Origin of the sequence: Euzebya rosea, from assembly GCF_003073135.1 — a bacterium.
GTDB lineage: Bacteria > Actinomycetota > Nitriliruptoria > Euzebyales > Euzebyaceae > Euzebya > Euzebya rosea.
Genome location: NZ_PGDQ01000001.1, coordinates 78,920 through 94,414, shown reverse-complemented (window position 1 = coordinate 94,414; position 15,495 = coordinate 78,920). Strand labels below are relative to the sequence as shown.

General features: G+C 72.1%; 14 protein-coding genes. 5 read left to right on the top strand and 9 right to left on the bottom strand.

The genetic code is table 11. The annotated features are described in order from the left end of the window. Positions 1 to 62 precede the first annotated feature (62 nt). Positions 63 to 2,411 carry an APC family permease gene (locus CUC05_RS00360; protein ID WP_108664093.1) on the top strand — a complete coding sequence of 783 codons (2,349 nt, stop codon included), beginning with the start codon at positions 63 to 65 and terminating at the stop codon, positions 2,409 to 2,411. Here the strand turns inward: CUC05_RS00360 and CUC05_RS00355 are convergent. Then, entirely contained in the window at positions 2,305 to 2,955 is a 651-nt protein-coding gene (locus tag CUC05_RS00355) for a ComF family protein (RefSeq protein ID WP_108664092.1), read from the bottom strand. The genes CUC05_RS00360 and CUC05_RS00355 overlap by 107 nt on opposite strands. A gap of 169 nt (positions 2,956 to 3,124) precedes the next feature. On the opposite strand from CUC05_RS00355, the gene CUC05_RS00350 reads away from it, so the two are divergent. Continuing rightward, entirely contained in the window at positions 3,125 to 4,096 is a 972-nt protein-coding gene (locus CUC05_RS00350) for a zinc-binding dehydrogenase (RefSeq protein ID WP_108664329.1), read from the top strand. A 74-nt stretch (positions 4,097 to 4,170) separates the two neighbouring features. Beyond that, positions 4,171 to 6,051 carry a CocE/NonD family hydrolase gene (locus tag CUC05_RS00345; protein WP_157965036.1) on the top strand — a complete coding sequence of 627 codons (1,881 nt, stop codon included), beginning with the start codon at positions 4,171 to 4,173 and terminating at the stop codon, positions 6,049 to 6,051. Between the two features lie 77 nt (positions 6,052 to 6,128). Here the strand turns inward: CUC05_RS00345 and hisG are convergent, their stop codons facing one another. From hisG to CUC05_RS00315, 6 genes are all read right to left on the bottom strand, one after another. Continuing rightward, positions 6,129 to 7,004, bottom strand: a complete 876-nt coding sequence (gene hisG, locus CUC05_RS00340; RefSeq protein WP_108664090.1) for an ATP phosphoribosyltransferase — start codon at positions 7,002 to 7,004, stop codon at positions 6,129 to 6,131. Beyond that, positions 7,001 to 7,291 (bottom strand): phosphoribosyl-ATP diphosphatase, encoded by a 291-nt coding sequence (gene hisE / locus CUC05_RS00335; protein WP_108664089.1) that lies wholly within the window; start codon positions 7,289 to 7,291, stop codon positions 7,001 to 7,003. Before hisE ends, hisG begins: the two co-directional genes overlap by 4 nt. 21 nt (positions 7,292 to 7,312) lie before the next feature. Next, positions 7,313 to 8,122, bottom strand: coding sequence for a purine-nucleoside phosphorylase (locus CUC05_RS00330; protein WP_108664088.1), 810 nt, complete (start codon positions 8,120 to 8,122; stop codon positions 7,313 to 7,315). Continuing rightward, complete coding sequence (locus CUC05_RS00325; protein WP_240606176.1) at positions 8,122 to 9,171, bottom strand: SIS domain-containing protein; 1,050 nt, start codon at positions 9,169 to 9,171, stop codon at positions 8,122 to 8,124. Before CUC05_RS00325 ends, CUC05_RS00330 begins: the two co-directional genes overlap by 1 nt. A gap of 5 nt (positions 9,172 to 9,176) precedes the next feature. Beyond that, entirely contained in the window at positions 9,177 to 9,398 is a 222-nt protein-coding gene (locus CUC05_RS00320; protein WP_108664086.1) for a Trm112 family protein, read from the bottom strand. Positions 9,399 to 9,484: 86 nt separating this feature from the next. Next, the gene (locus tag CUC05_RS00315; protein ID WP_108664085.1) at positions 9,485 to 10,831 is read right to left on the bottom strand and encodes a phosphomannomutase/phosphoglucomutase; all 1,347 of its coding nucleotides are present in this window, start codon (positions 10,829 to 10,831) and stop codon (positions 9,485 to 9,487) included. 22 nt (positions 10,832 to 10,853) lie between these two features. On the opposite strand from CUC05_RS00315, the gene CUC05_RS00310 reads away from it, so the two are divergent. Beyond that, positions 10,854 to 11,447, top strand: a complete 594-nt coding sequence (locus tag CUC05_RS00310; RefSeq protein ID WP_157965035.1) for a GNAT family N-acetyltransferase — start codon at positions 10,854 to 10,856, stop codon at positions 11,445 to 11,447. A gap of 159 nt (positions 11,448 to 11,606) precedes the next feature. Here CUC05_RS00310 and CUC05_RS00305 read toward each other — a convergent pair whose 3' ends face one another. Both CUC05_RS00305 and CUC05_RS00300 read right to left on the bottom strand, forming a co-directional pair. Then, on the bottom strand, positions 11,607 to 13,142 hold the full coding sequence (locus CUC05_RS00305; RefSeq protein ID WP_108664083.1) for a glycerol-3-phosphate dehydrogenase/oxidase: 1,536 nt from the start codon (positions 13,140 to 13,142) through the stop codon (positions 11,607 to 11,609). Continuing rightward, positions 13,139 to 13,762, bottom strand: a complete 624-nt coding sequence (locus tag CUC05_RS00300; RefSeq protein WP_170127877.1) for a TetR/AcrR family transcriptional regulator — start codon at positions 13,760 to 13,762, stop codon at positions 13,139 to 13,141. The genes CUC05_RS00305 and CUC05_RS00300 overlap by 4 nt, the downstream gene beginning before the upstream one ends. Before the next feature lie 49 nt (positions 13,763 to 13,811). Between CUC05_RS00300 and CUC05_RS00295 the strand changes: the two genes are divergently transcribed. After that, positions 13,812 to 15,479 (top strand): FAD-binding oxidoreductase, encoded by a 1,668-nt coding sequence (locus CUC05_RS00295; protein WP_205712053.1) that lies wholly within the window; start codon positions 13,812 to 13,814, stop codon positions 15,477 to 15,479. Positions 15,480 to 15,495: the final 16 nt, after the last annotated feature.

Below are 15,495 nucleotides of genomic sequence, written 5' to 3'. Positions count from 1 at the left end.
CGCGGCGGTGGTTCGGCCCACCCGGACGGACAGGGCTCGAGGCCGTACAGTCCACGATCGCCATGGGTATCTACTCCTCGCTGAAGCGCCGGGTGATCGGTGACCCCCGTGCCAGCGGGGAGCTGACCGGACAGGTCCTGCCGCCCTGGCTCGGCCTGCCGACCTTCGCCAGCGACACCCTCTCCTCCGCGGCGTACGCGACCGAGGAGACCATGGTCGTCCTCGCGCTTGCCGGCGCCGGGGCGCTGACGGTTGCCGGACCGCTGGCTGCCGCGGTGGCCGTCCTGATGATCATCGTCATCATCGGGTACCGCCAGACCGTGCGCGCCTACCCCGACGGTGGTGGCGCCTACGTCGTGGCGACCCGCAACCTCGGCCGGCGTCCGGGGCTCGTCGCCGCTGCGGCGCTGCTGGTGGACTACACCCTGACCGTCGCGGTGTCGGTCTCGGCCGGTACCGCCGCCATCGTGTCGGCGTTCCCGGAGCTCAGCCCGGCCCGCCTCCTCGTCGCGCTCACCTTCCTCGGCGTCATCACCGTCACCAACCTCCGCGGGGTCCGAGAGGCCAGCATCGTCGTGGCGGTCCCCGTGTACGCCTTCGTGTCGATCATGGGCGCGATGATCCTGCGGGGCATCGTGCTGTGCTCGACGTCGGGGTGCCCGGCCGTGCCCTTCGAGCAGCCCGAGGTCCCCGCCGCGGTGACCGGCCTGACGGTGTGGCTGGTCCTGCGCGCCTTCGCCACGAGCGCCACGTCGTTGACCGGTGTGGAGGCGGTGTCCAACGGCGTGCAGGCGTTCCGCCCCCCGGCGTCGCGCAACGCGGGCATCACCCTCGGCTTGATCGGACTGCTCGCCGTGCCGATGGTGCTGGGGATCGCCTACCTGGCGACCAACATCGAGGGGGTCGTGGCCTTCGCGGGGCTCGAGCGGACCGTCACCTCCCAGATCGCCGGCGCGGTGTTCGGCCCCAGCAGCGTCGGGTTCTTCGGCGTGCAGGTCGCGACGGCTGCCATCCTGTTCCTGGCTGCCAACACCGCCTACGCCGACTTCCCGCGCCTGGCCTCGCGGCTGGCCGACGACCGGTTCCTGCCCCGGCAGCTGTCGGCCCGCGGCGACCGGCTGGTGTTCTCCAACGGCATCATCGCCCTGTCCTTGGCCGCGGCCCTGCTGATCGCCCTCGCCGGCGCGCGGGTGACCCTCCTCGTCGCGCTGTACATCGTCGGGGTGTTCACCGCCTTCTCGTTGTCCCAGCTGGGCATGGTCCGCCACTGGCTGCGGGAGCGCGACCCCGGATGGCGTGCCTCGGCTGCCCTGAACCTCGTCGGTGCCCTGGCCACGGGCGCGGTGCTGCTCGTCGTCGTGGTCACCAAGTTCACCGTGGGCGCCTGGGTCGTGCTGGTGCTGGGCCCGGCGGTGGTGCTGGCCATGATCGGCGTGCGTCGCCACTACGACGCCTACGAAGCCGCCGTCGTCGGGATGGGCCTGCACCCCCAGCCGCAGCGACCGGTGCGCGTGATCGTGCTGGAGGACCGCGTCGACGCCGCCACCGCGGCCTCGGTCGCCTACGCCTACGGGATCGGGGCCGCCCACATCACCGGTGTCCTGGTCCCGACCGGCCGTCAACGAGAGAACGCCCGCGAGCGCTGGCGCCAGCTGGCGCCCGGGCTGGAGGTCAACGAGTACGCCCCGGGTCTGCGCCGGACCCCGGCGATGGCCCAGCGCGACATCGCGCTGGAACGGGCCGGGCAACACCCCGAGGCCTTCACGATGGCGGTGGTGCCCGAGACGCGGTCCAACACGTGGATCGACGTCGCCCGGCGGCACCGGGTCGCCCAGCGGGCCAAGGCCGCGCTGGTCGCCAACGGCAGGCTCGTCGTCACCAACGTCGTCTCCCCCATCGGGGGGCCGGGTCCCTACCAGGTCACCGAACCCGTCGAGCACCATGTCGTCGTGCTGGTCAACCGGGTGCACCGGGCCACGCTGCGGGCGATCGCCTACGCCGAGTCGTTGCAGGCCACATCGGTGCAGGCGCTGTCGGTCAACGTCGGCAGCCGCCGCTCGCGCGAGATCCTGGTCGACTGGAAGAAGGCCGGGCTGAAGGTGCCCCTGGACCTGGTCGACAGCCCGTACCGGTCGCTGATCGACACCGTCGAGGACTACATCGCCGAGTTCGCCCCCGACGGGCAGCACACCGTCGTCACGGTGGTGATGAGCGAGTTCGTCCTGCCCCGATGGTGGCAGCGGTCGCTGCACAACCAGACGGTGCTGCAGATCAAGAGCGCGTTGCTGTTCACCCGCGGCGTGGTCACGACGTCGGTGCCGACGCTGCTGTCGAGCCTGGACCCCGACGCGCTCCCGTCCGCCGAGGCCGACGGCCCGCTGACGGTGGACCACCAGCAGCAGCCAGCGTGACGCCGAGGACCCTGCTGGCGCCGGCGGCGCGCAGGGTGGTGGCGGCGGCGAGCAGGGTCGCGCCGGTGGCCCGGACGTCGTCGACCAGGACGATCGGCCCGTCCAACCGCCGGGTCGCGCGGAACGTGCCGTCCTGTGCGTCCAGCCGCTGACGCGCGTCGAGGTCGGGCTGCTCGACGGGACGGCCGACCCGTTCCAGCAGCCGGATCCCGTCGGGTCCGGCAAGCCGTTCGGGCAGGTCGACCCCGCGCCGCCGCCGGCGCGAGCGGGGTGCGGGGACCCAGGTGACGGGGACGGCGGTGGGGAGGACGAGCAGCCTCGCCAGCGCATCGGCCGCCTGGCGGAGTCCGCCGGACTTCGTGGCCTTGATCGCCGTCGACAGCGGGTGGGCGTAGGCGAACGCGCCGACGGTGGCGATGCCGTCGCCGAGCGGGTGGACGGTGCCGTCCGGGTCCAGCTCGTCCGCGCAGTCCGGGCAGAACGGGACGGGTCCCGGGTCGCGACAGCCGAGGCACCGCGCCGGGACGAGCAGGTCGAGCAGCATCCCGACATGCTGGCCCGCCGACCGCCGGCGTGTCCCTCCTCCTCCCCTCCCCCTGTGGACAGCGCCCTGCGAGGCCCGGCCGACCCCCACCCCGTTCGGCACGATCGGGGCCTGCGTCGCCCATGCGCGATTTTCCCCCCGATCGGGCCGGTTGGGTAGCGTGACCGACATGCTGTCTGCCTACGCCGCCCGCTTCTCCCCCGACGACCCCCTGTCCGCCCTGGAGGTGGGCGAGCAGCCCGAGCCCGAGGTGCACCCGGGCTGGGAGCTCGTCACCGTCAGGGCGGCCGCGCTGAACCACCACGACCTGTGGTCGCTGCGCGGGGTCGGCATCAAGGAGGAGCAGCTGCCGATGATCCTCGGCGGGGACGCCGCCGGGGTGACCGCCGACGGGCGCGAGGTCGTCTGCCACGGCGTCGTCGCGGGGGTCGACGGCATGGGCAACGACATGGACCCCAACACGCGGTTCAGCCTGTTCAGCGAACACCACCCGGGCACGCACGCCGAGCGGCTGGCCGTGCCCAGCGTCAACTTGGTCGACAAGCCCGCCGAGCTGTCCTTCGTCGAGGCCGCGTGCCTGCCCGTCGCCTACCTGACCGCCTACCGGATGCTCTTCGTCCAGGGCGGGTTCCGCCCCGGTGAGACCGTCCTCGTCCAGGGCGCCGGCGGCGGGGTCAGCACGGCCGCCATCCTGCTGGGCCGGGCTGCGGGACTGCGGATCTGGGTGACATCACGCAGCCAGGAGAAGGCCGACCGCGCCGTCGAGCTCGGGGCACACGAGGCCTTCGAGTCCGGTGCACGCCTGCCCGCCCGGGTCGACGGGGTGCTGGAGACGGTCGGCCGGGCCACGTGGGAGCACTCGCTGAAGTCGGTCCGCAACCAGGGCACCGTGGTCGTGGCGGGCATGACGTCGGGGGACCCCTCCCCCGCCGGCCTGCCCCACCTGTTCTTCCGCCAGATCCGCGTCATCGGCTCGACCATGGGCACCCGTGCCGAGCTGCGCGACCTCATCACCTTCATGGCGGCCAGCGGCGTCCGCCCGCTGGTCGACGACACCTATCCCCTGGCCGAGGCCCGCACCGCTTACGAGCGGATGGCCGAGGGCGAGCTGTTCGGCAAGCTGGTGCTCGTCAACGAGTAGCCGGGCGGAGGATTCTCCTCCCCAATCGGTGCCGACCGGCAGGAATGGCGGCGTGGACGTCGAACACCACCGCCATGAAGCTTCGACTCGTCTCCCTGCTGATCATCAGCCTGATCACCGCCGGTCTGAGCGTGACCGGCGGCGGATCGGCCACCGCTGCCCCCTCGCCCCGCGGCTCGACCGTGACCGACGCCTGGTTCCCGTCCGGCGACGGCACCATGCTGCACGCCGAGGTTGCCCTCCCCACCGCCGGCTGCGCCGACGTGACCAACGCCAACGGCACCACCGGCTGCCCCACCATCGTCTCGATGGGCCCCTACTTCGGCGCCGGTGTCCAGAACGGCGTGGCGCTCGGCTTCGGTGACGTCCTCAACGACGCCAACTGGTCCAACCGCTTCGCGGACTTCTTCGAGTTCGAGTTCGACACCGACGACGACGGCGAGGGCGACACCAACATCTTCGAGATGGGCTACGCCGTGGTGCAGGTCGACTCGCGTGGCTACGGCGAGTCCGGCGGCTGCAACGACTACGGCGGGTTCGGCGAGCAGATGGACATGGAGGCCGCCATCAACTGGGCCGGCAGCCAGGACTGGTCCAACGGCAAGGTCGGCACGTGGGGCAAGTCCTACGACGGCTGGACCCAGGTCATGGGCCTCGCCGAGAACCCCGTGCACCTCGAGGCCGCCATCATCCAGGCCCCCATCATCGACGGCTACGGCATCGCCTACGTCAACGGTGTGCACCACGACTCCGGCTGGTACGTCACCACCAACCTCTACGCCCTGTACGACTACAGCCCCAACTCGGTGGCGGCGATCACCTCCAACCCGGCGGACTCCCGCCACGCCATCACCGGCATCGCCGGCGTCAACGAGAACGGCAACCCGGGCACCCCGGCCTGCTGGGCCCAGCAGAACGCCGAGGTCCTCAACCCCGACCGTGACTGGTACTTCTGGCAGGAGCGCGACCTGCGTCCCCGCGCCGGCGCCAACGACGACGTCGCCGTCTTCTTCACCCACGGCTTCACCGACGTCAACACCAAGCCCGACCAGGTCTTCGGTGTCTACGACGGCCTGACCGCCAACAACCCCGAGAACACCCGTGCCTGGTTCGGCCAGTGGAACCACGTCCGCGGCTCCGACGCCAACGGCGGCGGCTACGACCGCGGCGATCACGAGGGCTGGGTCGTCGGTCGCGCCGGCTGGAACGAAGAGGCGCTGGACTGGCTGAACCACTACCTGCGCGGTGAGGACTTCGTCTACGCCGTCAACGACCTGAACCTGGTCGAGGCGCAGGACCAGCTGGGCAACTGGCGGACCGAGGCGCAGTACCCCTCCACCGACGTCCGGTACCTCGACATGCCGATCGCGGCCGGCACCTACACCGACACGATGTCCTCCAACGGGTACTGGACGCTGTCCGAGCCCGTCGCCGCCGGCGAGGAGTTCCGCATCACCGGTGAGGCCCAGGTCACCATCGACGTCGACATCACCGTCCCGAACGCGCAGTTCGTCGGCGTGCTCTACGACGTCCTGCCCAGCGGCCAGGCCGAGGAGATCGGTCGCTCGATGTACCGCATCCCCGAGTCCGGGGAGTACACCTTCACCACCCACCCGGGCGACTGGGTCATGCAGGCCGGCCACAAGCTCGGCTTCGAGATCAAGTCCACCCACCCCGAGTCCCAGCCGTACCCGACGGGCCAGACGGTCACCGTCAACGGCGGCACCGTGTCCATGCCGATCCCGGAGTTCACCCGCGAGCTGAACCTCGAGGGCGTCCAGACGACGGCCCGCAGCCTGATGCGCGACGCCGTGTCCGGTACCCGGGTCGAGCTGACCAACGACCAGTTCGACATCTCCGCGCTGGCGCCCCGCCCCTACACCCAGGCGGATGCCGACGCCGGCATCCCCAACCCGCAGGGCGACTTCGAGGGCACCGTCACCCCCTTCGAGTAGCACACACCCGAAACGCATCGGCCCCGTCGTCCATCAGGACGGCGGGGCCGTTGTCATGAGGGGTGACCGGCTGGTCGTCACTCCAGCAGCGCGACGGGCTGCGTCGCGACGATGTCGGTGGCACCCAGCGCGCGGAGGTCGGCCAGGCGGGCCCACAGCTCCTCGTGCTTGGCGACGAAGTGCACGGCGGCGAGGTCGTCGCGGCCGGCCAGCGGCAGGACCGTCGGGGACTCCAGGCCGTGGAACATCTCCACCAGGTCGTCGATGCGGTCCTTGGGGACGTGCATCATCACGTAGCGGGCCTGGCGGGCGGCCAGGGCCGCCTCGAGCCGCAGGTCGAGGTCCTCGAGCACGGCCAGGCCGGCGGTGTGGACGAACTCGGCCTCGCACTCCCTGATCTCGGTCAGGACCTTCAGGCGGTTCTGCCGCAGCGACGTACCGGTCTCGGTGTTGTCCACGATCGCGTCGGCGAGGCCCGCGGCGCAGACCCCCTCCAACGACCCGCCCATGGCGACGACGCGGACGTCGATGCCCGCCTCGGCGAAGAACTTCTCCGTCAGGTTGGGCATGTGGGTGGCCACGACGCCGCCCTCGAGGTCGTGGTGGTCCGTGCGACCGTCGTCGTCGCGGCTGGCGACGATCAGCGTGGACCGGGAGTAGCCGAGGGGACGGCACTCGAAGCCGTCCAGCTGGTACTCCATGCCGATGTCGGTGGCGATGAACGCGCCGTCGAGCGCCCCGGCAGCCAGAGCGGCGGCGGCGTCGCGGGGACGCATCTCGATCAGCTCCAGCATCCCGGCGCGGGTCATCGAGCCGGCGCCACGCAGGCCCGACACGCGGTACCCGGCGGTGGACAGCAGACGGATGGCCTCGTCGCGGAGGCGGCCCTTGGACGGCACGGCGATGCGGGCCAGGCCGGCCTCGGCGGCGCCGTTGGTGGACAGGGCGTTCATGGCTTCATCCTCCCCGCGAGCACGTCGGTGACCGACTCCCAGGACACGCCGGCACCCACCAGACCGGCCATCAGGTGGAAGACCAGGTCGGCCGCCTCCTCCGCGGCACGGTCGGGATGCACGTCGTCGGCGCCGAGCTCGAGACAGACCTCGAACGCCTCCTCCATGATCTTGCGCTGCACGGCGACCGGGTCGGTCAGCAGCGTCGCGGAGTACGACCCCTCGGGGGGGTCGGCCTTGCGCTGCCGCAGCAGCGCCTCGAGGTCGGTCAGGAAGTCAGCGGACACGACCCGGCAGGGTACCCGTCGTCAGCGAAGTGTCGGCAACCAGGCGGTGATCACTCGGCCGAGGCGTGGTCCGGCGGCCCGTCCCTCGACCATCACTTCCTCGTGGTCGGTGGGGGTGCCGCCGACGCGGTGCACGTTGGTGATGAGCGAGCAGCCGAGCACCGCCATGCCGGTGGCGTTGGCGGCGATGACCTCGTTGACGGTGGACATGCCGACCGCGTGACCGCCGACGATGCGGTACATCGCCACCTCGGCCTTCGTCTCGTACGTCGGCCCCGCCAGCCCGACGTAGACCCCTTCTCGGAGGGTGACGTCGACCTCCTTGGCGGCCGCGTGGAAGGAGTCCCGCAGGGCGCTGTTGTAGGCGTCGGACTGGTCGAGGAAGTGCGGCGGCACGATGCCGGTCAGCGCGTTCTGGCCGCTGCCGTTGATGTGGTCGTTGATCACCATCAGGTCGCCGGGGTTCAGCGTGTCGACGATGCCGCCGGCGGCGTTGGTGGCCACGTAGGTGCCCACCCCCACGCCAGCGGCCGCACGGACCGCCGCCACGACGCGGTCGACGCCGAGCCCCTCGTACAGGTGCACGCGGCCCTGCTGGACCAGCACCTCCACCCCGGCCAGCGTGCCCGAGACGAACCGGCCGGCGTGACCCGGCACGGTCGTGTCCGGCAGGCCGACATCGGCGAAGGGGATCTCCAGCCGATCGGTGACGGCCTCTGCCAGGTCACCCAGCCCCGAGCCCAGGGTCAGCATGACGCTCGGCCGGCGGTCGCCCAGGCGGTCGCGCAGGGCGTCGGTCGCAGCGGTGAGCTCGGAGGATCCGGGCAGCATCAGGCAAGCGCCTCCTTCATCTCGGTGATCGGGTCGACCGGCGTGGGGTCGATCCGACGGGCGATCGCCGTGTGGACGCTGGCGAGGTCCAGCAGGCCGGTGAGGGACACGAACCGTTCCAGCGGCCCCTCGCCCTCGGCGGTGATCTGCTCCTCCCACGCGAAGCGGTCGGCGAAGAGGTCGCGCAGCACGTCGATGCGTCGCTGCTCGGCGGGGTCCTCCGCCAGCCACAGGACCGCGCCGGCCGTGGCGGTGTCGGCCCAGGCGACGACTTCGTTGTGGCACAGCTCGGGCAGGCCGTGGTGGGTCGAACGCATCTCGGCGTTCTCCGCCAGCTGGCAGCGCATCCGGTAGGCCGCCACCTCGCCGATGCCTCGGGTGCCGTAGACCGCTGGGATGCCGGCGTCGGCCGCAGCCAGCCTGAGGGCCAGCTGCTTGGCGGCGTTGTCAGCGGTCGGGACGTCGCGCCGGTTGCGGGCGGCGACCGCGGCCAGCCGGTCGATGGCGGCGTCGAGGTCGCGGTCGAGCTCGAGCGCCACGAGGACCGGCACCAGCAGCGACCCGGTCGAGTGCCGGGGCTGGCCACCGCCGGGGACGTCGACCACGGTCTGGCCGGCGTCGTCGAGCAGGTCCGCCAGCTGTCCACCGGAGGTCACGCCGATGACGGGGGCACCGCGGTCCAGGGCGACGCGGGTGGCGTCGAGGGTCTCGCTGGTGTTGCCGGAGTACGACACCGCGACGACCAGGGTCGAGCCGCCGACCCACGCCGGCAGGCCCGGGCCCTTGTGGGTGAACACCGGCAGGTCGTAGCCGGGCGCGGCGACGGCCTGCACGACGTCGGCGACGATGCCGCTGCCGCCCATGCCGCACACCACGACGTGGTCCACCAGGTCCAGCGGGGCGCGAACCCCCTCGGATCGATCGCGTGCGGCGGCCCACTGCTCGGCAGCACGTTCGACGTCGCCGAGCGCGTCGGCCGGGTCGATCGCCGCCAGCGCTGCCGCGTCGTCGAGGTCGACGGACTCCAGCTCGATCTCGTCCACCCCCATGCTGGTCACTTGTCCCGGATGATCGTGCCGTCGCCGGTGGTGATCTCCGACTGGCCACGGGGCGGCTTGGCTTCCTCCAGCAGCATCACGGGGATGTTGTCGCGCACCGGGAAGACGGCGGTGCACTCGTTGCACAGGATCACCTGGCGGCGCTCCTTGTACTCGATCTCGGCATGGGTGTCGCAGGGACAGCGCAGCAGCTCGACGAGGTCCTTGGGGACGGCCATCGGGGTGTTCTCCTCGGGTTCTTCGTGGTCAGTTCTGGGTCTGGCTGATGGTCTGGAGGGGGTCTGCGGCGTGGTCCGCGGCGTGGTCAGCTGCGGACGATGTCGAGGACCCGATCGCGGATCTCGACCATGGTGGCCTCGTCGTCGCCCTCGACGTTGAGCCGCAGCAACGGCTCGGTGTTGGAGGGGCGGAGGTTGAACCACCAGCGGTCGGCCTCGACCAGCAGCCCGTCGGGTTCGCTGATCTCGGCGTCGTCGCCGAAGTGCCTGCGGACCGCATCCATGGCGGCCTGCTGGTCGGTGACGGTGGAGTTGATCTCACCGGAGGCCGCGTACCTGTCGTACGGGGCGACCAGGTCGGCCATGGTGCCACCGGACACCGACAGCGCCTGCAGCAGGATGACCGCGGCGATGAGGCCGGAGTCGGCCCGGTAGTTGTCGGCGAAGTAGTAGTGGCCCGAGTGCTCGCCCGCGAACAGCGCGCCGGTCTCGGCCATGACCTGCTTGATGTAGGAGTGCCCCACACGGGTGCGGACGGCGGTGCCGCCGGCGGCCCGGACGGTCTCGGGGACCGTCCGGGAGCAGATGAGGTTGTACAGGACCGTCTCGCCGGGGTGGGCGCGAAGGGTCGTGTCGGCGATGACCGCGGTGACCAGCGACGGGGAGACCCCGTTGCCGTCCGCGTCGACGCAGAACATCCGGTCGGCGTCGCCGTCGAAGGCCAGGCCGATGTCGCAGCCGTGCTCGCGCACGGCGGCCTGCAGGTCGAGGAGGTTCTCGGGTTCGATCGGGTTGGCCGGGTGGTTGGGGAACGTGCCGTCGAGCTCGAAGTACAGCGGCACGACCTCGAACGGCAGGTCGTCGAAGACGGCCGGCACGACGAGCCCGCCCATGCCGTTGCCCGCGTCGACGGCAACCTTCAGCGGCTTCAGCGCATCGACGTCGACGAAGCTCCGCACGTGGTCGGCGAAGGCGTCGATCGTGCCCTCGACCGTGCGGTGCGTGCCCGGTTCGGCGGCCTCGTCGGGCAGGGCGCCGTCCAGGATCAGGTCGCGCATCTCCGCCAGGCCCGTGTCCAGCGCGACCGGCTCCGCGCCGGCACGGCAGAACTTCATCCCGTTGTACTCAGCCGGGTTGTGGCTGGCGGTGAACATCACCCCGGGCAGCCCCATGTCCCCCGAGGCGTAGTACAGCAGGTCGGTGGACGCCAGCCCGATGTCGACGGTCCCGACGCCCTGCGACCGCACCCCGGCCATGAACGCCTCGGCGAGCTCGGGCCCCGTGGGGCGCATGTCCCGTCCGACGACGATCTCCGGGCCGCCGAGCACCACAGCGGCCGCGCGACCCAGGGCGTGGGTCAGCTCGGCGTCCATCTGCTCGGGTACGGTCCCACGGATGTCGTAGGCCTTCACGATCTGGCTGAGTTGGTCCATCTGGCGGAGGATGCTACGCGGTATGGCGAGCGTGACGGGTGTCCGACAGGCGAGTGCCGTCGGACGGCGGGTGGTCGACGTGCTGGCAGCCGCGTTCGCCGACGACCCGTGGCTGCGGTGGTCGCTGCCCGACCCGGGGTCGATGCGGTCGCTGATGAGCCTGTTCCTGCGCACCGTCGGCGTGCCGTACGGCATCGTCCTCGTCGCCGGGGACCCGGTGGTGGGGGTCGCGGTCCTGATGCCGCCGGGCGCGCAGGCCCCCGACATGCCGGAGGTCGGTGAGGTCGTCATCGGCCTGCACGGCCGGCGCATCGGGCCGACGCTTGATGCCGAGGCGGTGCTTGACCGGGTGCGACCGGCGGACCCCGGCTGGGTGCTGCACACGCTGGGCGTGCACCCGGCGGCACGGGGGGCAGGCGTCGGCTCGGCGTTGCTCGAGGTGTGCCTCCAGCGGGCGAGGGCTGACGGCGGCCGGCTGACCCTCGAGACCGCCTCCGCCTCGTCACGCGACTTCTACCTCGCCCGTGGGTTCGAGGTGACCGCCGAGGTCGACCTGTCGGTCGGGCACGGGCTGGGCACGGACGCGCCGACCGTGTGGCTGCTGGCGCGGGCCTGAGCACCGTCGGCACGTTGCGCACCAGAGCCGGCATCGCGGCCGACCTGCACATCCCAGTCGACGTGCGGTGCAGGAACGCCGGCCCCGCGGCGAAACTGCACAACTCGATGGAGGGGGCGGGGCGCGTGGAGGTGGGGCGGGCGCGTGGAGGTGGGGCGGTCAGCTGGCGTGCCGGTCCAGCAACGCCTCGGCCACGGGCAGGGCGGCCTCGCGGTCGGCGGGGACGAGCCCGATGCGGGTCCGCCGGTCGACCAGGTCGGGCGCGGTGGTCGCACCCTCGCGCTGCAGCGCGAACACCAGCTCGGCCCGCAGGTAGGGAAGGTGGTCGAGGACGCGCCGGCCGAGGCTGGGGTCGTCGGCGATCAGGTCCTCCAGCACCTCGGCTTCGCTGCCGTAGCGGCCGACCAGCCAGGCCCGGGCCGCGACCCAGTCCAGCCGTCGGCGCGGCAGGGCCCCCACGAGCGGTTGGCGCGCCGTGGTGCATGGCCGGTCGGTCAGCCGGTCGACGACGTCGGCAGCCATGCGCCGGTAGGTGGTCAGCTTCCCCCCGACGATGGTGAGCGGACCGTCGGCGTCGTCGAGCACCAGGTGGGCGCGGGACAGGTCGGCGGTCGCCTCCGTGTCCCCTGCCACCAGTGGCCGATACCCCCCGTATCCGCCCACCACGTGGGCAGGGTCGATCGGGTGGGCGAGCACCCGCTCGATGGACCCGAGCAGGAACGTCCGCTCCTCGGGGGTGACCGTGGTCTCGTCGGGCACGTCGCCGTCCACCGGGTCGTCGGTGAGACCCAGGTAGATGCGTCCGTCGGGCTGCGGGAGCGCGAAGACGAACCGGTTGAGGTGGCCGGGCACGGGCGCGGACAGCGCCGCCGTCGGCCGCCCCAGCGCGGCCGCGTCCAGGACGAGGTGCACACCTCGGCTGGGCCGCAGGCGTACTCGACGGTCGAGGGTGTCCGACCATGCGCCGGCAGCGACGACCACCCGTCCGGCATGCACCTCGACATGCTCGCCGTCGACGTCGAGCATCGCCCGGTCACGGTGCACCTCGACGGCCGCGACACGGGGCAGCACCGCCGCACCGAACGCCGCAGCGGTCCGCGCGATGGCCACGACCAGGCGTGCGTCGTCGACCAGCTGGCCGTCGGTGTTGAGCCAGCCGCCGACGAGGCCGGACCGATCGACGGCAGGCACCCGGGCACGCACGCCCCTCGGGGTCAGCCAGCGGGGGCCGGGCAGGGTCCGGTTGCTGGTCCCCGCGGCGATGCGCAGCGCGTTGCCGGCCACGTAGCCGAGGCCGGACAGGACGCCTGCGCTTGACGGCATCCCGTCGTTCAACGGCGTGACGAACGGCAGGGCCCGGGTCAGGTGCGGCGCGATGTGCTCCATCAGCAGGCCACGTTCGACGGCGGACTCGTGGGCGAGCCCGATGTCCCCCTTCGCCAGGTAGCGCAGGCCCCCGTGGGCCAGCTTGGAGGACCAGCGGGACGTGCCGTTGGCGAGGTCGCCCCGGTCGACGACGGCCACCTCGAGGCCCCGCGCAGCGGCGTCCAGTGCGATCCCGGCGCCCGTGAAGCCGGCGCCGACGACCAGCACGTCGGGACGCCACCCGTCGACGAGCCGCGCCAGCTCTGCGGCTCGACGGTCGCTGGTCAGGGCCGACGGCGGGAGGCTCGCGGAGGTACGGGGCCCGGTCACGCCCGCACCTCCTGCGGCGTCGACGCCGGCACCGATGCCGGCGTCGCTGCAGGCACCGACGCGGGTGGCGCCGTCGCGGCGAGGCCGCCGCGCAGCAACTCCAGCACGGCCCCGCGCACCTGCGGCGCCCCGAGCTCGGCGGCGGAGATCCGGTGCGACACGAGGGCCGACTGCACGGTCACGAGCACCACATGGGCAAGCAACGCCGGGTCGGCGTCGCAGATGCTGCCGTCGGCCTGCCCCCGGACGACGAGGTCCTCGAGCACCTGCAACGCGGTGCGCTGCACGACGCCGAACCGTTCGACCAGGTAGGGCAGCAGCACGTGGGGGTCGACATCGAGGACCTTCCTGACCAGCGGGTGTTCCGGCAGGGTGCGCAGCGCGGTGTCGACGGTGGCGAGCAACCGATCGAGCGCGTCCCGCTCCGTCCCGGCCGGGGGCTGTGCTGCCGACAGGACACCCACGAGCTCACGGGTCAACAACGACGCGACGGCGTCCCCGACGTCGTCGAAGTGGGTGTAGAGGGTGGCGCGGGACATGCCGGCCGCCCGCGCGATGTCGGCGAAGGTGGTTCGCTTCACCCCCACGCCGAGGACCACCTCGTACGTGGCGTCGAGCACCGAATCAACACTTGAACGCTTCATATATAAGTGTCAAAGTTAGAGCACCATGAACGACTCGTCCACCCTTGTCACTCCCGCCGAGCAGCCGATGATCTGGTCGGGCTGGGGAGACCCCACCCTCCGTCCCGGACTCTCACCCCGCGCCGAGGCGCACCTCGCCCGCTGGATCGGCCCGCTCGAACGCCACACCCCGCCGGTCGCGCTGGAGGACGTGCGCACGACCCCGCCCCGCCTGGACGACGCTGCCCGCGCGGCACTCGCCGCCATCGTCGGCGAGGACGGCGTGCGCGACGACCACCGCACCCGTGTCGAGCACGCCGGCGGCAAGAGCTACCCCGACCTGCTCCGCCGCCGGCGCGGCGACGCCGTGGCCGCGCCGGACGCCATCGTGTACCCGCGCACCCACGACGAGGTCGCCGCCGTACTCCAGCAGGCCGTCGAGTCCGGCATCGCGGTCGTGCCCTTCGGGGGCGGCACCAGCGTCGTCGGCGGCGTCGAACCCGAGCGCGGACCGTTCGACAGCCTGATCGCCCTCGACCTGTCCCGGATGGATCGCCTCGTCGACATCGACGAGGAGTCGCTGCTCGCCACCTTCGAGCCGGGCATGCGCGGCCCCCAGGCGGAAGCCGCGCTGCGTCGCCGCGGCTACACGCTGGGCCACTTCCCGCAGAGCTACGTCTACGCCTCCATCGGCGGATACGTCGCGACCCGCTCCGCCGGGCAGGCGTCGAGCGGCTACGGCCGGATCGACGAGAAGGTGCATGCCGTGCGCCTGGCCACGCCGGCCGGCGAGCTGTCGTTCGGTCGTGCACCCGCGACCGCGGCTGGCCCCGACCTGCGCCACGCCGTCGTGGGGTCCGAGGGCCTGCTCGGCGTGATCACCGAGGCCACGCTGCGGGTCCACCACGCACCGGAGCAGGAGGTCCACGAGGCCTGGGCGGTCTCGTCGTTCGCCGAGGGTGCCGAGGTCCTGCGCGAGCTCGTGCAGTCCGACGCCGCCCCCGACGTGTGCCGGCTGTCGGACGAGGACGAGACCCGGGTCTTCCTGCAGCAGACCGAGGGGCTGAAGGGCAGCGGGTTCCGCGGCTACCTGAAGCTGCGCGGCTACGGCGAGGGATGCCTGGTCATCCTCGGCTGGAGCGGGCGCAGCGACGGCATCGCCCTGCGTCGAGCGGCGGCGACCCGCATCCTCCGCGACCACGGCCTGCTGCGACTGGGGACCAAGCCCGGAGACGCCTGGGCCCACGGCCGCTTCAGCGGCCCCTACCTGCGCGACGACCTGATGGACCGTGGCGTGTTCGTGGAGACGCTGGAGACCTCGACCACGTGGTCACGCATCCCGACGCTGTACACGGCCGTGCGGTCGGCGCTGACCGACACACTGACCGGTCGCGGCACCCCGCCGATCGTGCTGTGTCACATCTCCCACGTCTACGAGAGCGGCTGCTCGCTGTACTTCACCTGGATCGCGCGGCAGGAGGTCGGGCAGGAGCTGGAGCAGTGGAAGGCCACCAAGCAGGCGGCCGGTGACGCGATCATCGATGCCGGAGGCACCATCACCCATCACCACGCCGTCGGGATGGACCACCGCGGCTGGATGACCGACGAGGTCGGCGGGCTCGGTGTCGCGATGCTGCGAAGCCTCAAGGCGACGCTGGACCCGACCGGCATCCTCAACCCCGGCAAGCTGATCCCCGAGGCCGCCACCGACTGACGGGGACGAGTGGCCG

Coding starts and splice junctions, on each gene's coding strand:
- CUC05_RS00360 (WP_108664093.1), top strand. CDS start 63: ATGGGTATCTACTCCTCGCTGAAGCGCCGGGTGATCGGTGACCCCCGT.
- CUC05_RS00355 (WP_108664092.1), bottom strand. CDS start 2,955: ATGCTGCTCGACCTGCTCGTCCCGGCGCGGTGCCTCGGCTGTCGCGAC.
- CUC05_RS00350 (WP_108664329.1), top strand. CDS start 3,125: ATGCTGTCTGCCTACGCCGCCCGCTTCTCCCCCGACGACCCCCTGTCC.
- CUC05_RS00345 (WP_157965036.1), top strand. CDS start 4,171: ATGAAGCTTCGACTCGTCTCCCTGCTGATCATCAGCCTGATCACCGCC.
- hisG (WP_108664090.1), bottom strand. CDS start 7,004: ATGAACGCCCTGTCCACCAACGGCGCCGCCGAGGCCGGCCTGGCCCGC.
- CUC05_RS00330 (WP_108664088.1), bottom strand. CDS start 8,122: ATGCTGCCCGGATCCTCCGAGCTCACCGCTGCGACCGACGCCCTGCGC.
- CUC05_RS00325 (WP_240606176.1), bottom strand. CDS start 9,171: ATGGGGGTGGACGAGATCGAGCTGGAGTCCGTCGACCTCGACGACGCG.
- CUC05_RS00320 (WP_108664086.1), bottom strand. CDS start 9,398: ATGGCCGTCCCCAAGGACCTCGTCGAGCTGCTGCGCTGTCCCTGCGAC.
- CUC05_RS00315 (WP_108664085.1), bottom strand. CDS start 10,831: ATGGACCAACTCAGCCAGATCGTGAAGGCCTACGACATCCGTGGGACC.
- CUC05_RS00310 (WP_157965035.1), top strand. CDS start 10,854: ATGGCGAGCGTGACGGGTGTCCGACAGGCGAGTGCCGTCGGACGGCGG.
- CUC05_RS00295 (WP_205712053.1), top strand. CDS start 13,812: ATGAACGACTCGTCCACCCTTGTCACTCCCGCCGAGCAGCCGATGATC.